The organism is Nostoc sp. LEGE 12447 (assembly GCF_015206985.1).
Classification (GTDB): domain Bacteria; phylum Cyanobacteriota; class Cyanobacteriia; order Cyanobacteriales; family Nostocaceae; genus Nostoc.
In genome coordinates this window covers 1-18,763 of the sequence record NZ_JADEXT010000073.1, presented here as the reverse complement: position 1 = coordinate 18,763, position 18,763 = coordinate 1, and the positions used below count along the sequence as shown (strand labels likewise).

Annotated in this window: 14 protein-coding genes, 1 tRNA gene and 1 pseudogene; 9 read left to right on the top strand and 7 right to left on the bottom strand. The window is 40.7% G+C overall.

The features are described from left to right. Positions 1 to 119: 119 nt before the first annotated feature. Both IQ274_RS34130 and IQ274_RS34125 read left to right on the top strand, forming a co-directional pair. A pseudogene (locus tag IQ274_RS34130) lies at positions 120 to 827 on the top strand (helicase-related protein); the annotation flags it as partial. Continuing rightward, positions 757 to 1,971: a DUF790 family protein gene (locus IQ274_RS34125; protein ID WP_194144962.1), complete on the top strand. Its 1,215-nt coding sequence runs from the start codon at positions 757 to 759 to the stop codon at positions 1,969 to 1,971. The pseudogene IQ274_RS34130 and the gene IQ274_RS34125, both read left to right, overlap by 71 nt. Before the next feature lie 90 nt (positions 1,972 to 2,061). Here IQ274_RS34125 and IQ274_RS34120 read toward each other — a convergent pair whose 3' ends face one another. Next, on the bottom strand, positions 2,062 to 3,393 hold the full coding sequence (locus IQ274_RS34120) for a DEAD/DEAH box helicase (RefSeq protein WP_194144961.1): 1,332 nt from the start codon (positions 3,391 to 3,393) through the stop codon (positions 2,062 to 2,064). Positions 3,394 to 3,630: 237 nt separating this feature from the next. Between IQ274_RS34120 and infC the strand changes: the two genes are divergently transcribed. Further along, positions 3,631 to 4,119 carry a translation initiation factor IF-3 gene (gene infC / locus IQ274_RS34115; protein WP_094331432.1) on the top strand — a complete coding sequence of 163 codons (489 nt, stop codon included), beginning with the start codon at positions 3,631 to 3,633 and terminating at the stop codon, positions 4,117 to 4,119. Between the two features lie 180 nt (positions 4,120 to 4,299). Here the strand turns inward: infC and IQ274_RS34110 are convergent, their stop codons facing one another. Beyond that, positions 4,300 to 4,914 (bottom strand): TetR/AcrR family transcriptional regulator, encoded by a 615-nt coding sequence (locus IQ274_RS34110; RefSeq protein ID WP_163930785.1) that lies wholly within the window; start codon positions 4,912 to 4,914, stop codon positions 4,300 to 4,302. Positions 4,915 to 5,169: 255 nt separating this feature from the next. On the opposite strand from IQ274_RS34110, the gene IQ274_RS34105 reads away from it, so the two are divergent. From IQ274_RS34105 to IQ274_RS34095, 3 genes are all read left to right on the top strand, one after another. After that, the gene (locus IQ274_RS34105) at positions 5,170 to 6,477 is read left to right on the top strand and encodes an HlyD family efflux transporter periplasmic adaptor subunit (RefSeq protein WP_194144960.1); all 1,308 of its coding nucleotides are present in this window, start codon (positions 5,170 to 5,172) and stop codon (positions 6,475 to 6,477) included. A gap of 121 nt (positions 6,478 to 6,598) precedes the next feature. Further along, on the top strand, positions 6,599 to 7,771 hold the full coding sequence (gene devC / locus IQ274_RS34100; RefSeq protein ID WP_194144959.1) for an ABC transporter permease DevC: 1,173 nt from the start codon (positions 6,599 to 6,601) through the stop codon (positions 7,769 to 7,771). A gap of 81 nt (positions 7,772 to 7,852) precedes the next feature. Continuing rightward, positions 7,853 to 8,557: a DevA family ABC transporter ATP-binding protein gene (locus IQ274_RS34095; protein ID WP_163932321.1), complete on the top strand. Its 705-nt coding sequence runs from the start codon at positions 7,853 to 7,855 to the stop codon at positions 8,555 to 8,557. Between the two features lie 19 nt (positions 8,558 to 8,576). On the opposite strand, the gene IQ274_RS34090 is transcribed toward IQ274_RS34095, so the two are convergent. The 4 genes from IQ274_RS34090 to IQ274_RS34075 all read right to left on the bottom strand — a co-directional run bounded on the left by IQ274_RS34090 (position 8,577) and on the right by IQ274_RS34075 (position 11,635). Further along, positions 8,577 to 10,082, bottom strand: coding sequence for an NB-ARC domain-containing protein (locus IQ274_RS34090; protein ID WP_163932318.1), 1,506 nt, complete (start codon positions 10,080 to 10,082; stop codon positions 8,577 to 8,579). Positions 10,083 to 10,188: 106 nt separating this feature from the next. Next, positions 10,189 to 10,638: an HNH endonuclease gene (locus tag IQ274_RS34085; RefSeq protein ID WP_163932315.1), complete on the bottom strand. Its 450-nt coding sequence runs from the start codon at positions 10,636 to 10,638 to the stop codon at positions 10,189 to 10,191. An 11-nt stretch (positions 10,639 to 10,649) separates the two neighbouring features. Continuing rightward, positions 10,650 to 11,090 (bottom strand): hypothetical protein, encoded by a 441-nt coding sequence (locus tag IQ274_RS34080; protein WP_175586825.1) that lies wholly within the window; start codon positions 11,088 to 11,090, stop codon positions 10,650 to 10,652. A gap of 11 nt (positions 11,091 to 11,101) precedes the next feature. After that, entirely contained in the window at positions 11,102 to 11,635 is a 534-nt protein-coding gene (locus IQ274_RS34075) for a hypothetical protein (protein ID WP_163932312.1), read from the bottom strand. A gap of 212 nt (positions 11,636 to 11,847) precedes the next feature. Here IQ274_RS34075 and IQ274_RS34070 point away from each other — a divergent pair, with 212 nt between their 5' ends. Next, positions 11,848 to 14,331: a VIT domain-containing protein gene (locus IQ274_RS34070; RefSeq protein WP_194144958.1), complete on the top strand. Its 2,484-nt coding sequence runs from the start codon at positions 11,848 to 11,850 to the stop codon at positions 14,329 to 14,331. Between the two features lie 1,316 nt (positions 14,332 to 15,647). On the opposite strand, the gene IQ274_RS34065 is transcribed toward IQ274_RS34070, so the two are convergent. After that, complete coding sequence (locus IQ274_RS34065) at positions 15,648 to 16,097, bottom strand: orange carotenoid protein N-terminal domain-containing protein (RefSeq protein ID WP_163932307.1); 450 nt, start codon at positions 16,095 to 16,097, stop codon at positions 15,648 to 15,650. 465 nt (positions 16,098 to 16,562) lie between these two features. On the opposite strand from IQ274_RS34065, the gene IQ274_RS34060 reads away from it, so the two are divergent. Both IQ274_RS34060 and IQ274_RS34055 read left to right on the top strand, forming a co-directional pair. Further along, a tRNA-Ser gene (locus tag IQ274_RS34060) sits at positions 16,563 to 16,647 on the top strand. Between the two features lie 193 nt (positions 16,648 to 16,840). Then, the gene (locus IQ274_RS34055) at positions 16,841 to 18,022 is read left to right on the top strand and encodes a CapA family protein (RefSeq protein WP_194144957.1); all 1,182 of its coding nucleotides are present in this window, start codon (positions 16,841 to 16,843) and stop codon (positions 18,020 to 18,022) included. The last annotated feature ends 741 nt before the right edge of the window (positions 18,023 to 18,763 follow it).

Genomic DNA, 18,763 nt, shown 5'->3' with positions numbered 1-18,763 from the left:
GAGGTTATCTTGAACATCGACATAAAACCCCTATTGGTATCCAGGTACTATGGCGAGGTTGGTTAAAATTACACGACCTCTGTGAAGGTTGGCAGCTTGCAAAAGAGACTTAACGGTAAAAGTCAGAATCTGGACGTAGGGCGATGTTAGCGCACCGGGAAGCGAAAGATATCGCTTTGGGGACTGATGGGAAGTTGCGAATTTTGATTAATTTATTGGCAGAACATTATCCAGCAAGAATTTTGATTTTTACTGCTGATAATGCAACGGTTTATCGCATTTCTCAAGAGTTGCTAATTCCGGCAATTACTCATCAAACTCCTGTGAAGGAACGGCATGAGATATTAACTAAGTTTCGAGAGGGTAAATATAATACTTTGGTTGCTTCTCATGTGTTGAATGAAGGCGTTGATGTACCTGCGGCAACTGTTGCAATTATTTTATCGGGGACGGGTTCGGCTAGGGAGTATACTCAGCGATTGGGAAGGATTTTACGGAAGGGGAATATTGAGAATAAGCAGGCGATTTTGTATGAGGTGGTGGCGGAGGATACGAGTGAGGAAGGAACTTCGGCTAGGCGGAGAGGGGAGAGGAATAACGAACCGCGAAGGCGCGAAGGACACGAAGGGAAGAAAGAGAAGGAAGGGAAGTTACAGGTTGTGTATGGGAGTGGGAAGGAACGGAGTTTGAAGGCGGCGGAACAGTTAGAAATTAATTATTCAACGGGAAGTTCAAAATCTAAAATCCAGAATTCAGATGTTACCGACAGATTTACTGATGCATCGCCAAAACGGGGAGGAGATCATTCCGAAGAGACTGAAGATTGATCGGGGAACTTCGGAGTTGGCGATTGAGTTAATTAATTATTTTCAATCAGCAGTGGGTAAGACTCAGGGTGTGCTTGAGCGACAATTGACTGATTTTGAAGGAGATTCTACAGATTATCGGGTGAAGCGAGGGTTAGCTTATATTCTCAAAAGCAGTTTTTGTACTTTTGAGGTGGTTAGTCCTTTGGAACCACAGATGTTAAGAGAACGGGTGTTTTCGTTGGCTGCAAAGTCTGTTTCTAGTCGAGAATCAACCCAAGTTACTCTAAGTAAAATTGCTGATGAGTTAACTCAAGAACTTGAGCGGGAAGTTTTATTAGAACAGGTTCGGAATGGGTTATATGCTGATTTATCTGAAAATAAAATTTTGACTGTTTTCGATGCACCGACAGCGCCAGATGTGTTAAATCGATATAACTTATCTCAGGTACAGGGTGTATTTTACAAGGCCAGTCAACTGGTGTTAAATGCTCATCGCAATGTTCCAGGTGAATATAAGCTGTTATTTCGCTATCTAAAGTTGTTTCAACTAATGGCTTATATTGAAGGCGATGCTGACCACGGATTTACAATTACCATTGATGGGCCGACGAGTTTGTTTAATCCTAGTACACGATATGGGTTAGCGATCGCTAAACTTATTCCTGCTTTACTTCACGTTACTAAATGGAGTCTTTCTTCCATTCTCCAAACCCGCGATGCTTATACAAATAGTTGGAAAACTGGACGTTTCACCCTCAATTCTGAATGTGGTTTAGTATCCCACTATCCGCCCGGAAAGCCTTACGATAGTATGTTAGAAGCATCCTTTGCTGATAAGTGGGATGCTTTGAAAAGCGGTTGGGTATTAGAACGAGAAGTTGATTTAATACCGATTCCCGGTAGTGTGATGATTCCCGATTTTCGCTTGGTGCATTCTGATGGACGCACTTTCTTATTAGAAATTGTTGGTTATTGGCGGCCAGAATATTTACAAAAGAAGTTTTCTCAGGTGCGGCGGGCTGGACGTGATGACTTAATTTTGGCAATTTCCGAGCGACTTAATTTAGAAAAGGCGGGAGTAAAATTAAATGATGTCCCCGCCAGAATTGTTTGGTTTAAAGATAAGTTATTGCCGAAAGCTGTCTTAGCTGTAATGGATTGATTATGGGGAGTGGGAACTAGGTATTTGCTATTAGATATTTCAGGAAAAGTCTTCCCTCATTCCCAGTCCCCAGTCCCCAATCCCTTGTCCCTACTTAGAACGGCGCGATGCGGACGAACGAGCCCCAGGCTTCTCGCCATTAGTCGCGGGTGGCGCTGCTTTACGTTTAGCCGATGTCCGTGGTAACGGTTTAGGAGTCCGAGGCGATCGCTTTTCACCTCCAGATTTGGGTCTGTGTTGCCGTCCATTGGGGATTGGTTCGGCCGTTGTATCGGGGTTAGGGCCAAAGCCAGCCACTACTTCCCTTGGCAAACGTTGCTCAATCAGTTTTTCGATATCTGTCAATAGACTGTATTCATCAACACACACCAGCGATACGGCTTCACCTGACGCACCAGCACGACCAGTTCGCCCAATGCGATGAACATAATCTTCCGGTACATTAGGTAGATCAAAGTTGACTACATGGGGTAGTTCGCTGATGTCAAGACCTCTAGCAGCAATGTCTGTAGCCACCAATACCTGTAAGCTACCATTCTTGAACTTTGCCAGAGCATTGGTACGCACTGGCTGACTCTTATTTCCGTGGATTGCCAGTGCTTGAATGCGGTCTTCACCCAACTGCTTAACTAAACGGTCAGCGCCATACTTGGTACGAGTAAACACTAGTACTTGATACCAATTATCTCGCCGAATCAGGTGAGCAAGTAATTGACGTTTCTTGTCACGGTCTACTTGGTAAATTTTTTGGGCGATTGTCTCGGCGGTGACGTTGCGGCGTGCCACTTCAATCATCTTCGGGTTATTGAGCAACCCGGCGGCTAGTGCTTTAATTTTGTCCGAAAAAGTAGCGAAGAATAGCAAATTTTGTCGCTTTTTGGGCAAAAGTGCAAGAATGCGGCGGATATCATGGATAAAGCCCATGTCCAGCATCCGATCTGCTTCATCTAGAACTAAAACTTCAATATGTGACAGGTTCAGCGTGCCCTGCTGTACGTGATCCAGCAGTCGCCCTGGAGTAGCAACCAAGATATCCACTCGGTTCTTCAAACGCTGTTTTTGCAGATTAATACCGACTCCGCCAAACATCACCATCGAGTTTAGCTGCAAGTATTTGCCGTACTCGCGCACGCTTTCTTCCACTTGGGCAGCGAGTTCACGAGTTGGGGTGAGAATCAGCGCCCGGATCGGGCGGTATCCATTAGATGTAACTTTGATGTTCTTCTCGGACGATAACCGATGTAGAAGCGGTAGGGTAAAACTAGCGGTTTTTCCAGTGCCAGTTTGTGCCCCAGCTAGTAAATCGCTACCCGATAAGACGGCAGGAATCGACTGTATTTGAATTGGCGTAGGTTCGGTGTACCCTCGCTCTGTAACCGCACGGATAATTTCATTGGACAAGCCGAGAGTAGAAAAATTCATAAAACTCCAAAAGTAACATCGGCCTGTCGCCAATGGCAGCGTCAGTCTTAGGCGGACGGATAAAAAAGTCTTGAAAGGCTGGATGGGCAGTAACGCAAAGACTGAAGAGCGAGTGCCACAGTCCCACATTCTAACAGAATGTAGCCCATTGTGTGGTTAAAGTTGCTCTGATTCAGTGTTGTGTTAAATTAGCATTACTTGGAATATAAAGTATTGAACAATTAGGAGAAATTCGTTATCGCAATCCAAAAGCAACTGATTAATTCACAAATCAAGTCACCTCATGTCTTCTTGATTGACCATGAGAATAACAATCGTGGTCTAATCGACACCAATGAGGCGCTACAGTTAGCCGAGAGCCTAGAGCTTGACTTGGTTGTAGTCTCTCAAGGCAAAGAGGCCCCAATCGCCAAAATCCTGAATTATGGCAAGCTTCAGTATCAAAAGAAAAAACGTCAGAGCCAGAGTGCTAGACCTACGGTAAAAGAAGTTCGTTTCGGTTTAAACGTGGGTATTGCTGATTACAATTTACGTATTGAAAAAGCAGTTGGTTGGTTGAGTAAAGGCGATTCGGTGAAGTTTGCCATTCGTTTACGAGGCCGAGAACATCAATATCGTGACCAAGCAGGAGAACTGCTAGACAGAATTGCAAAAGACCTCAGTCAAGTAGGTAAAATCCAGTCACTGGATAAACGCTCACTAATTGTTCAAGTCATTCCTGCCTAGTTAATCTTGCGATCGCTGGAGGATGTATTTGTGCCAGCTTTTAAAACTCCCACGGCTATGAAAACATTGCTATTGCTCGTTTTCAGATCAAGCCGTGGGATTTTAGCTCAAAGCTAAGAAACCAAAAAAGCCAGAGGATAGGCAACAGCACTCCATCAGCTAATAATGGGACATAGCCAATCAATCGGCGCATTTAGTGATTAGGTGTGTCAACGCATCAATCAGGCGATCGCTTTCCATTGGCACAATGTCCTGTCCATGCATTACATTTTGAGTAATATGAAAATGCACCAATGCCCCTAAAAGAATTCTTGCTGTTGCCTCTGGGTCAGGTATTTTTAGTTCTGGAGCCGCCAAGTACTGAGTGAGAGTTTCCGCTACTGGCTTAATCATCACCCGAACACAAATTTGAGATAACTCAGGAAAACGCCCAGATTCCCCAATTAATACTCGCATAAATGCACTATGCTCTTTGTCGTTAAGCATCTGATCTAATGCTTTGGTTGCTACCTGGCGCAGTATGGTGGCTGGTTCTCCCTCAATCGGTTCTGTGCCAAAAATTGAGTTGTTCTTTTTGCTTGTCAGTTGCTCTAACAGTACTTTAAAAAGTCCTTCTTTATCTTGAAAGTGGCTATAGACTGTCGCTTTAGAAACACCTGCTGCTACTGCTACCCGATCCATGCTTGTACCAGCATAGCCATTTTGGAGAAACTCTTGCATTGCCCCTTGCAGAATTTGCTCTACTTTATCAACGGAATTATCTCGATCAACTTCGTCAGTTTTGATGCGTACCATTTATTAATCATCCTTTCTTATAAACAATATTAATAGATGCTGCAAAATGCCCTAGTAGAAAATGGCGAAAATCAATATGCCCTTTGTTGAAGGGGGCAGGGGGTAGGAATGAATACCATTTCGCTGCATAATGCCGAGCCAACTGATTGAGAAGTTTAGTTGTATCATCTTGACTAAACTAGTCAGTTTAGTTTAGCATAAATTGAACTGTACAGTTTAGTACAAGTTGCTACTGGTGGTAAAGGGAATAATAGTATGGAGCAAAACAGGAATTCAGAGGGTTTAAGGTCTTCTCAGAATCTTGTGCGATCGCCTGTTCTACTTGCAATAATTACAGCTCTAGCAATAGGCGGAATCAGTGTTTATGCTGTGATGAAGTTCCAGGCTACAGCTAATGAAAAACAAAAAACCCCAGTAGCAGTTCAGCCTGTGGTAAAAACAGTCACAGCATTAGGGCGGTTGGAACCAAAGGGAGAAGTAATAAAACTGTCAGCACCTTCTTCTACTGAAGGAAATCGGGTAGAGCAACTATTGGTAAAAGAAGGCGATTCTATCAAAGCTGGGCAGGTAATTGCGATTATGGACAACCGCGATCGCCTACAAGCTAGTTTGATTGAAGCACAAAAACAAGTTCAAGTTGCCAAAACCCGCCTTAATCAAGTAAAAGCTGGAGCAAAACAGGGAGAAATTGGAGCGCGTCAAGCTACTGTGAATCGTCTGCAAGTAGAACTAGAAGGAAATATTAAAACCCAACAAGCCACAATTAATCGTATAGAAGCAGAACTCCTTGGACAACAACGGAGCTTGCAAGCAACAGTGGCTCGCGTCTCAGCCGAGAGACGTAATGCCCAAGCTGACGTGCAGCGCTACGAGACTTTATATAAAGCAGGAGCAATTTCTAGCCAGGAAGTTGATAGCAGACGTTTAAACGCCGAAACTTCCACTCAAGCGTTAATTGAAAGCCAAGCTACTCAGACAAGAACTGTGGCTACCCTACAACAGCAACTCAACGAAGCAAAAGCTAACCAGGATCAAACCATCGCCAGCTTACAACAGCAGATTAACGAAGCAAAAGCTAACCTGAATCAAACTGCTGAAGTCCGTCCAACAGATATAGCAAATGCACAAGCAGAGGTAGACAGCGCTCAAGCTACTGTAGAAAAAATTAGAGCAGAACTGGCGCAAGCTTATGTTGTGGCTCCTAAAGCCGGTCGAATTTTGGAGATTAATACACGAGCCGGAGAAACTGTTGGTGATGAAGGAATTGTGGCTCTAGGTCAAACCGACCAGATGTATGCAGTAGTAGAAGTCTACCAAAGTGATATCAAGAGAGTGCGTCCGGGACAGGATGTGCGGGTAAGTAGTGATTCCCTACGCAATGAATTAGAGGGAAGAGTGGATTGGATTGGTATGCAGGTAAAGCGGCAAAATCTGATCAATGCTGATCCCTCTAGCAATATTGATGCCAGAGTCGTAGAAGTCCATGTGCAACTGAATAAACTATCTAGCCAAAACGCTTCTAGTTTAACTAATTTGCAAGTCAAGGCGGTAATTGAACTTTAAAGGGAATTGGGCATTGGGCATTCTTCTTGTCCCCCTCATCTCCCCCATCTCCCCCATCTCCCCCATCTCCCCCATCTCCCCCATCTCCCCACTCCCCACTCCCCACTCCCCACTCCTTCTTATGAAATTAACCGAACAATTACGGCGGCGAACACCTTTAGGATGGCTGCAATTGAGTCATGAAAAAGGCCGTCTTTTGGTGGCATTGTCAGGTATTGCCTTTGCCGATGTTCTGATGTTCATGCAGCTAGGGTTTCAGACTGCCCTGTTTGAAAGTAACACAATCCTACATCGCAGTATGCAGGCTGATATGTTTGTCATCAGTCCCCAAGCACGTAACCTAGCAAATATGTCTAGCTTTACGCGGCGACGGCTGTATCAAGCAATGGATATACCAGGTGTAAAGTCAGCAGAAGGAATGTATATCAACATTGTTGATTGGAAAAATCCCCAAACACATCAGAAGACGACAATATTAGTTATGGGGTTCAATCCCGATCAGCAAGTCTTTAACTTAGCAGATGTGAACCGCCAGATAGATGCTATTAAGCTACCAGATACCGTTCTCTTCGATCGCGCCTCTAGAGGAGATTATAATGATGCGATCGCTAAAATTGAACAAGGTAAAACTGTCACAACCGAAATAGAACGCCGGACAATCACCATTGGCGGGTTATTTTCAGTCGGGGCTTCCTTCATTGCCGATGGTACTTTAATCACCAACGACCAGAACTTTCTGCGACTATTTCCTAGACGAGAAGCTAGCGGTGTCAGTCTAGGTTTAATACAACTACAACCAGGCTACGACCCAAAACAGATGAAAACAGCTTTAGAAGCTTATTTAGATGATGATGTTAAAGTTTTAACCAAAGCAGAATTTATCGAATTTGAAATAAATTACTGGAAAACAAATACTGCGATCGGGTTTATCTTCAGCCTGGGTGTAGCAATGGGATTTATGGTGGGCGTGATTATCGTCTATCAAGTTCTTTCTACAGATGTAAATTCCCACATTAAAGAATATGCCACTTTCAAAGCAATGGGGTACAACAATCTTTACTTATTAGGTGTAGTGTTTGAAGAGGCGATAATTTTGGCAGTTTTGGGCTTTATCCCAGGAGCGATCGCACCTTTAGGACTTTATCATTTAACTCGTAATGCCACTAATTTACCACTTTACATGACCGTAGCGCGAGCTTTAACAGTATTAACGCTGACAATGATTATGTGTATAATTTCTGGTGTGATCGCCACCCGAAAATTACAGTCCGCCGATCCCGCAGATATGTTTTAAATTTGTCATTTGTCATTGGTCATTGGTCATTTGTAAAGGACAAATGATAAATGACGAGCATCACGAGTAATCAAGATATTTATGAGTAGTCAACCTGTAATCTCTGTTAAAAATCTCGACCACTATTTTGGTAATGGTCAACTCCGTAAGCAAGTTCTCTTTGATATCAACCTGGATATTAATGCCGGCGAAATTATTATTATGACTGGCCCTTCTGGTTCTGGTAAAACTACACTTCTCACATTAGCCGGCGGCTTGCGTTCTGCCCAATCTGGCAGTTTGCAGATATTGGAACAAGAACTTTGTGGCGCTAAGACAGCACAACTTACCCAGGTGCGACGCAATAACGGCTACATTTTTCAAGCGCACAACTTGCACGGTAGCCTGACAGTACTCCAGAATGTCAGAATGGGCTTGGAAGTGCATAATAATATTTCGCCAGCAGAGATGAAAACCCGTTCAGCCCAAATGTTAGAAGAGGTAGGATTAGGGCATCGGCTGAATTATTATCCTGATGATTTATCTGGGGGACAAAAACAAAGAGTTGCGATCGCTCGTGCGTTGGTAGGTCGTCCTAAAATAGTCTTAGCAGATGAACCCACCGCCGCCCTTGACAGTAAATCGGGACGAGATGTGGTCAACCTCATGCAAAAACTAGCTAAAGAACAGGACTGTACCATTCTCTTGGTCACTCATGATAACCGCATTCTAGATATTGCCGATCGCATTGTCTACATGGAAGATGGCAAATTAGTAAATGACGGTGCTGTTGTTGCAGCCAGTTAGTTAGGCTGGTTGTTTTTTATTAGACTGATTCTATTCCTGAGAGGATCGCAACATTACTCTTGATGTAACCCATTGCCAAAGGAGATTGACCATCTAACAACAAAAGAATCTGATTAAATATTTGTGGAAGAGTTGCACCATACAAATGCCAAAGCTTTTTCCAAAGTTGAGTTAATATGCGATCGCCTGCAATATCGTCACTACCCGGTCGTAGCAACCAATGGGTTCGCAATATCTGAAAATGACGAATATCATGACTCTGCATAACCTTATAAATCTCTTGAGCAGCATATTCCACCAATTCATCTGTCACCACTTTCATTACTAGGGGTTGCAATGTAAATGATGGTTTATAATCGCTGACCCATTTTTCTAAAAGCGATCGCCTTTCTAAGGCTACAATGCCCTCTAAAACCATACCTGGGTCAACGGATATCAGCAAATGGGTTTGCAATCGAGAGAATGAGACAGGTTCTTGCCAAATTGCCAACCAGTAGAGAATGTCTTGCTCTAAGCCGGAAAGTTGCTCAATTTGCTGTTTGAGAATTACACGCAAGCGATCGCCCACAATTAAAGTATTCTGACTCAAAAAAGCAGCAACATTTCCCCCAAATACAGACTGAATCAAGGGTGTTACCAGTTTCAGCGCTAAGGGATTACCACGATAAAGTTGAATTAATGCTGATAACCCTAGTTCTTTGCCTGTAAATCCCCTTGATTGTAATAATTCTCTAGCCTCTGCTTTTGGCAACCCTTTGAGATTTAAACAGCGAGATGTTTTTGTATTAATTTCGATATTCTTTGGCTGTTCGCGGCTGCTAATCAGAATACAGCTTTGATGCCGTTCTCGACTTAGTTGTTGAATAAATTGACCATAGCTGAGGTTTTCTGGCTGGGAGAAAATAGCCTCTAATCCATCCAATACCAACAGACAGTGACGTTTTTGTAACTGCTGGATGAGTTGTGCTGTACCTTGTTGAATATTCTGTACAACACCTTCCTCAAAAGAATTTAGCAGGCTATTCAGCAGAGAAATCAGAGATGGGGAAGTTTGCAAAGACTTCCAAATTAAACAATCAAATTTTGACTGAATGCGGTCTACTAAAGCCAGTGCTAGAGAGGTTTTGCCAATACCAGCGATCCCGTTAATAGTGACTAATTTACAGTTTTGGCTGGTGAGCCATTCTTCTAATTGTGCCAATTCCTGATTTCGTCCATAGAAGCTTTCGATATCAGGCGCTTCATTGAAATCTAAGTAAGGTGTGGGGATAACTACAGTAGATTCTAAGTCTGCGTGGGATAATTCTGCGATCGCTTCCCAGTTTTGTATACCAACAGCTTGACAGATCGCAATGAAAATTTCTCGCTGAATGCGATCGCCTTGCCAAAATCGGCGTAAAGTAGCTCTAGAGGTATGGGCATCTTGCCACCAACGGGCAGTGCTAGTTTTTGTCCAACCTAGACGTTGACGGGATTTGTCTACAATTGCTAGCCCTGAATCAGATGCTTTCAGCGAGTTTGACATAATTCTATAGTTTAGATTCCAACTTCTTAAATAAGTCGGGTATCTGGAAATAATTTTCAACAAAGCAATGGGTGTATGCAAAATAAAAACTGGAATGCACCTATTTTTAATCCTTGAGAGACTGAAGCAATTGACTAGGACGTGCAACTTTTACACCAAGATAAAAATCAGGATAGCGAACAAATATATAATGCTCATACTCATACCAGTGCATCTCACCCTTTTCTTGGTTACACGTCTGACAAATGACCCAGAAATTATTGAATTCCATTGATAACCAAGGATACTGCGATCTAGGAAGCTTATGATCTATTGTTTTACCACCCTTTTCAGAATACTTGTCCCCACAAATTGGACAGTACCAGTCTGAATTATCTCTCACCCAATTTTTACTTTCTTGTGTTGTACCACACTCATAATCACCATTAACATATCGCCAGTAATCGAATTTTCTATAATTTTCAAAATCTTGATGAGTTAGTTTATGATATCGCTTGCTACCAATTTCATCTGCAATATTAAATAATTCATTCAGTTCTTTTCCTTCAATGTTCACAGGATCTACCTCTAATATTTGATAGTTCTATATGACTTTTGATTCGCTTGTCTTCTATATGTCTTTTTTGTTTTATTACTAAAATCAATAATTTCTATTTCTGTATCAGGATACTGCTTATCTATCTCTTCTGCGATTTCATTTACTTCTTTAGCTAACTTGTAATTAGTCTCTTGTATTTCTTGAGGAGTGAGATATTTATTTCCAATTCGGTCTGCTTCTAGAAATAATTCTTCAAGGGTGAAGTCATCGAATTGATATTTATCTAAAAAATCCTTTATTTTATGATAGAGACTGATGAGGTTATTCCATCCAACATTCTTGTAACCTTCTGTTTTTAGCCAGTGTATATCTTCTTGCTTCAGCTTGTTTCTATTTTTTGAGTTAACACGTTGTGTATCGCGGTAACTCATCCCATTGAAAATTGTTTTTTTAGTTTTAGGCTCAGTCATAGAGTTACTTTTTATCCTAGGGTAGATTTGAATAAATGAATTACCGCTTTCCGAATTTCGCTGTCTTCATACTGAAGAATTTTCTTGGTATTTATAGCTAGTTTTAGTCTTATTTCATCAACTAAATTTTTTAAGTCTTTATTGTCTTTCATGAGTCGCTCATTTACAACAATCAAATCCTTATTTTGAGAAGTTATAGCTTTGAGCCTATCTTCTACAAGATTATTTTTGTTGTATGAGCTTTGAATTTCATTTTCGCGTTTATCCCTTTCCTGCCTTTGATAATTTATAAGCTGATCAATTTTCGCAGCATATTCCTTTTCTTTCCGCTCAAGCTCATTTGTTTTTTTCGTTACCAAACCTTTCTGAGCAGCTTGAAGACGCTGACGATTGATTAATTCAGAACCAGCAAAATGTGAAATAGCTCTACGAATAGTAATTTCATCAGGATTAGTCTTAAAGTCAATTTTCTCTAATGCACGTTCAGCATCTTTTATTGTCCATCCTTCACCTGTAAGTAGCTTAATAGCCTGTGACTTATTCACTGTTCTAAATTTATAGGGTAAGGTTAATGTAATTTAAATTACGTATTTTTAGTATAAAACACGTATGCAGTAACTAGACTGGCAATTTTACCGAAAATCATTATTTACCAGTGAACCTACTACTGAGCATCAAGTGAGCATAAAACTGAGCATATCTCCCAGAAAAACACACCTACGCTAGAGACAGCAAACAAAAGCGTCAGGTAAATATTATGACTCAAACCCTAGAACAACAAACCAGTGGTTTATATCTGCAAAACTCCAGCAAACAGATTGCTTTTCCCCTCAAACACACTGAAGTAAAAGCCAAAATCGCTGGTAACATCTCACGGGTAGAAGTTACCCAAAGCTTTGAAAATCCTTTTACCACAACCCTAGAAGCCGTTTATATCTTTCCCTTACCCGACGAAGCCGCCGTTGATGATATGCTGATTCGCATAGGCGATCGCACAATTCAAGGCAGCATCAAAAAACGCCAAGAAGCTGTAGCCATTTACGAACAAGCCAGAAAACAAGGACAGACAGCCGGACTTCTCGAACAAGAACGAGACAATATCTTTACCCAATCCCTGGCAAACATCAAACCAGGTGAACAAATCGATGTGATTATTCGCTACAGCGACAGCCTAAAATTTGAGGGAGGAAATTATGAATTTGTCTTCCCAATGGTTGTTGGTCCCCGTTACATTCCTGGAATCACCATCGGAGAAAATGCTGTCGGGGGTGGTTCAGCCATTGCACCCATGACTTTAAATCAAGATACCGATTTAGTTCCAGATGCTTCTCGCTTAAACGCTCCCATTTTGCCAGCAGGAATGCGCTCAAGCCATGATATTAATGTCACCATCGAAATTAATGCTGGTGTTGAGATTCAAAATATTAACTCACCCTCTCACCAAATCCAAGTCATCCGTGAAGGAGAGTTAGTGAATGTCAAATTAGGAGGTGGAGACACTATACCCAATAAAGACCTAATTTTACGCTACCAAGTTGCCAGTAATAACATCCAAACAACCACGCTGATTCAAGCTGATGAACGGGGTGGACACTTTGCACTATACCTGATTCCTGCCTTTGAATATCGTCCTGATGAGATTGTCGCCAAAGATATGGTGTTTCTCATCGACTCCTCCGGTTCTCAAAGTGGCGAACCACTGATGCAATGTCAGGAATTGATGCGTCGTTTTATCAATGGACTAAACCCTGACGACACCTTTAACATTATTGATTTTTCCGATACCACACAGCAACTTTCACCCGTTCCTCTTCTTAATACTTTCCAAAATCGTTTAGTAGCAATCAACTATATTAATCGGTTAAACGCTGGCGGTGGAACCGAGATGTTAGGCGGTATTCGCACCGTCTTAAATTTAAAAGCCACAAATCCAGGACGCTTGCGAAATATTGTTTTACTAACTGATGGCTATATCGGCAACGAAAATCAAATTTTAGCAGAAGTTAAACAACGTCTCCAGCCAGGAACCCGCCTTCATAGCTTTGGTGCAGGTAGTTCGGTAAATCGTTTCTTACTCAATCGGATTGCAGAATTAGGACGGGGTATTGCTCGGATTATTCGCCACGATGAACCTGTAGATGAGGTGGTAGAAAAATTCTTCCGCCAAATAAATAATCCAGTTCTCGCCAATATTCAATTGCAATGGGAGGGTAATGGGGAATCACCAATCATGTATCCTTCTACACCACCAGATTTATTTGCAGAGCAACCATTAGTGCTATTTGGACGCAAACCAGACGCGCATTCTGGAAAGTTGCACATCACTGGCATTGCTGCGGGTGGTAGGCGTTATCAGCACAGTTTTCACCTGAATTTTCCCCAAACAGGTAATCCCGCGATCGCTCAACTTTGGGGACGTTCCCGCATTAAGGATTTAATGAATCAAATGGTGAGTGGAGACACAAAGGGAGGTGTGGAAGCAGTAACAGATACGGCTTTGACTTATCAATTATTATCACAGTATACCGCTTTTGTTGCCGTCAGCGATGATGTCAGAGTCAATCCCAACCAGGATTTTATATCTGTGCAAGTACCTGTAGAAATCCCTGAAGCAATCAGTCATGAAGGTATTTTTAGTAACGTAACTTTTGGTGCTGCTCCTGGCGGTGGAATGGCAAGGAGTCGCCAGCAGGCGAAGAAACAATCTGCACCAGCCTTACCATCTCCAATGTCTGTATTACCACCACCATCCCCAATGTCTGCACCAGCAAAACCGATGCAACGGTTTGAAGAAATGGAGTCATTAGCGATGGAATGCGATATTCCAGCATCAGAGCGAGAAATCGGATTTGCAGATGATGATGGTTTTAGTAATCTTGATAGCCTGTTCTCAGTTTCCGAAAGCTCGATGCCACAATTGGAAGATTTAAAAACCCTACAGAAAGAAGAATCTTCTGTTCCTCGTTTAGAGGTTGTGAGCGTGACGGGATTGAATCAGCAGATGATTTTTCTGTTGACTCAATACTTGCAAGCAATTCAACTCCCTAGAGGTTTTGATGGTGATTTGGTGTTTGAATTCCAACTTAGCCAGGGACGGGTGAGACAGTTGGTGCTGGATGAGCAGGCTTCATCACTGAAGGAACAGACGGTGATTGAATTAATTAGGCGATCGCTTTTAGCTTGGCTACCCGAAGAGATACTCACCAGTACGGTGCTGTTAACACTTCGGATTCAACCGTAATCGCTCCTTTATCAATATAGTGGAGGAGAGCGATCGCTAAGAGGGTTGGCGTAGGCATTGCTACCCCCTCACAGGTATAGGTATTTAACAGATGTGGCTGAAATGGGGTTTTTCTGTTGGTTGAGATTCAAATTTTAATTTCTGATTCCCTACCCAAGAATAAAATTTCGTTATTTGAACCACGTTTATAACTCTGTTTGAGAGTGCCCACTCATGCCCAAATAAAAACCTATATCTGTCAGGTAGGGTGCAATACTTTTCGAATCAACCCCTTTTCAAAAAACCTCTAAGTGGTAATGCAAAATAAGTCAATACAGTTTTTTTAGCCAAAGTACTTTATACAAGTACTTTTGTCTAGATTAGTTACTACCACAAAAAAAACTGTCATAATTACAATCAGGTAAACACTCACTTCAGAAATATATTAAGAATAGAGATTCAATAATTTCTCCATACTGAAGTCTTAAATGCTATTAAAAATTGAAATATTTTTCTGCAAGCAACAATTTCAAAAAACGTAAGACATACATCTGATGTATTTTCTTCGTAGTTATGGTTGAAATTGTTAAGTTTTATGTTAAAAATAACAGTGCTTGTTTTTGTAGTGTTGTCTATGTTCTATATTTTAGTTTTAAAAGATGCTGACACGTCTATAGTTTATATGCTTGGTGCAATAGTTTGTACACTTTTATCAATAAATAATAAACTCTAATCTAAAAATTAATGGATCTTCAGTACGTATAATGTACAACACCTATTCATTGCATGAAGACGAAAATGCACAGGTGTAACGAAAAATTCCTAGTATAAATTGTAGAACTTTACTCCTTAATTGTCACAGAAATATTTAGCCGACACTGTAAAAAGTATCTTTTTAATACTTTGGGATAAACAATTATTCTGGTTGCTCTCGGTATCTGATTTGATAGTAAGACGAATGGCAGATTAATATTTGGCGTTGCTGATTAGATATATGAATCTTGGTGTAGAGACGTTGCATTGCAACGTCTCTACAAGGGTTTTGAAATTACGCAAAATCATTTTCATACCTGAATTCAGCAACGCCTAATATTTTATTTACAAATCAGCTCTCAATGAACACCCCACCGTTATGAATGTGTTTTAAATACATGAAAACTGCTGTAAAATGAGGGGATCGGCAGATATTAATTTGCATCAAGACTACCACAAAGATAAGCATCTCTGCGGTAGTTCTAAGTCAAAGACTATTAAAGTAAAGGAAAAAGAGGCAGGTCTAGCTTAATTTGCTACGTTCAATTATCCCAATTCTAGAAAGTAGAGTTCTTGAACTTAGATTAACCCATCGCTTCCACAGCACTTAGCATGAAATTAATTCGCTGCTCAAACTCTAGATTTTTGATCAATGCAACAAATTCATCGGTTTCACCAGGAAGTTGATAGTCGGAGGGTACTTGAATTATGCTTCCATCCTCCATTCCTTGTGCCAGCAGGAACCAAACGTCTAATTTAGCATTGGGGCTTAGACTATTATAGGTTTGGCTGATATCGTTAGCTGCACCATTAATAATGTCGCGTTGTGCTTGCAGTTGGTGTTCTTTAGACAAGTCCAGGAATTTGTCAAACACTGCTTTGGCAGGAGTTTCAACGCTTAGAGGAGGTGCTGGCTTTAGCTGCTCTTTAAGATCAAGATAACCGAACCAAAGTAGGGCTAGCTGAGTATCTACATCAAAGCGTTGAAAAGTTTCTAAAGCTGGTCTTGTTGCTTCATCAATTGTGTAAGTCATAAAAAACTCCAACTAAGTTAAGTGTATTCCGATTTGCTCAGTTACTTACTGAGAAAATTGCTTTCAGTGCTTCATACAACTTAACGAACAAATCCAGATAGATAACCCTACTTAGGATAGGTATAAGACTCACCACATAAGACAGATATACATAACTCAAGTTGCTAGTTACAAAAATGCCTGCTTCGATGTATAGAAAGCAAAGATATTTCGATGTCTACAAACCTTACAGCAGTTTTCATGTATTTGAACCACATCCGTCGTAGTAGGGGCGCAAGACCTTGTGCCCCTACCCTATGGTCTATTTACCTGAAAATCGCTGTAATTAGCCTTTGGTGTTTCCGAAGCATTCTGTTACGCAGATAAAGCGCTAATGTTATAGTAGTATAGGAAATGAGCTAACATTTCCCTCAATTCACGGCATTTGCATATATGATAGATACTCTAATGCGTGAATAAATATCTGGAGAGGTGTCCGAGCGGTTCATGGTGACGCACTCGAAATGCGTTTTGGGGAAACCCAACGGGGGTTCGAATCCCCCCCTCTCCGTTTAAAAATATTTCTCAAGAACTGGACAAACAGATTGTGTTTGGCTTAAAAACTGGCACGTATAATTATTTGCAAGTGAAACGTTCTCATATTTACGTGTCTACTGAGTCAAATATTGCCCAAAAACACTAAAGTATACAGCGCCAACACACATTTTTGGGATAAACTAATGCCATCGTGTGAGGAGTGAACGATGGCAAATCTCAGCCTGGAGAAAGGGTTTTCATTTAGTTTTATCAGTATCTGTTTATATCTGGGTATTAGTGTAGGAGTCGTTATTCGGCTTGGGCAATCACAGCAATTAAACGCTGCGACTACACCCACTGAACCTGTATTATTACCCTTTGCTATTCCTGAACCTAGGTTATTAACACCAAAACAACAAATTCCTTCAGGTATTATTACTATCAAAGCTGTTGGAGATATTATTCCCGGCACTAATTTTCCTAACTATAGATTGCCCCGGTTCCGAGATCAATTATTACCAAAGTCAGTGAGATCCCACTTGCAAGGATCAGATATTTTATTTGGTAACTTTGAAAGTAGCTTAACTAATTATCCTTACACTACTAAAGATACTAGTAGAGGACAAGTTTTTGCTTTTCGCTCTCCACCTGGATATGCTCGGCTATTTGCTGAAGCTGGTTTTAATGTGTTTAATATGGCAAATAACCATGCAATGGATTTCGGCCCGGTAGGGTTCAAAGATACAAAGAAAAATCTTGAGGCTGTGGGCATTGCAACATTAGGTCATAAAAATCAAATTCTCTATTTGAAAGCTAACAATATCCCTGTGGCAATGGTCGGGTTTTCTCCTTATGAAATGTATAATTCCATCCATAATTTAGGAGCAGCCCAAGCACTTGTAGCAGAAGCAAAAAATAAAGCAAAGATTGTAGTAGTATCGATGCACGCTGGAGCCGAAGGGACTGGGGCACTACATATTAAGAATCAGACAGAGTTTTTTTATGGAGAAAACCGAGGTAATTCAATCCAGTTTGCTCGAAATATGATTGATGCGGGAGCAGATTTAGTACTAGGACATGGGCCTCATGTTCCGAGAGCGATGGAAATTTATAAGGGAAAGATCATTGCCTATTCTTTAGGGAATTTTTTAGGATATCGAACTTTGTCTACAAATGCCCAGACGGGTGACTCGATGATTTTAGAAGTTAAACTCAACTCTATGGGAAATCTGATATCAAGTAAAATTATCCCTGTGCGGATGAATCGGCAAGGAATCCCTCAAATCGATCAATATTTTCGGACTGTAAAACTTATACGTTCTTTGAATAATCAAGCTTTCCCCAAAAATCCGGTAAAGATTAATAAGAAAGGGGAAGTTGTTGTACAGAAAAGTAAATCAGGAATTTAGCTAACAATGAAACAAAAACTACTCGTGATTTTTATCATAAAAATTACATAATAAAATATTAATTTGGTCAGTCTTTATAAGATTAATCTGAAACCCCAAAAAGCCCCATTAGTAAACTCCTTAAACGTTTAAGGAGTTTCCTGATTAGCTGATATAATTACGGAGGAAAAACTGATAAATATCAGCAGCAATAATATTTCAGGTTATAAAAAGCTAGCTTGCAGCAAGAAAACTTGTTAAGTGACGGCTCTTTTATAAAGGCTCGCAAGAACTGGTTTGTATTCATATAAAACAGAATAAGTCCAGTTGGAATTCATGTATAAATACGGCGTTTTTTTTGGAAAATATGGCAAATAATATAAATATTAATTTTTTGGAAAATTGCAAAGTTTAATTTCTAAATGTGTAGTAACGATAATTTTATCTAGTTTGGATTATCTTGAATCTTGTAATGGCAAATATGGACATATTGATGGATATATCTACTTGCAAAAAATTAAGATTATATTCAAAAATAAAACCCAAAAATCTCCTCATTAATTAGCACTTTTTGGTGGGGAATAAATGGATGTAGTTATTTCAAACACTGATGAATATAGCTTATAAATGTAGATTTACGCCTAATGTGAATTAAAGAGGTTGAGACTGGAAAGTGAGAACATTAATGCCAAAATGTCGGCGAAGCAACAAACGTAGTGTGTGAGATGCAATTTTGGCAGCAATATGTACACAAAAGCCGTC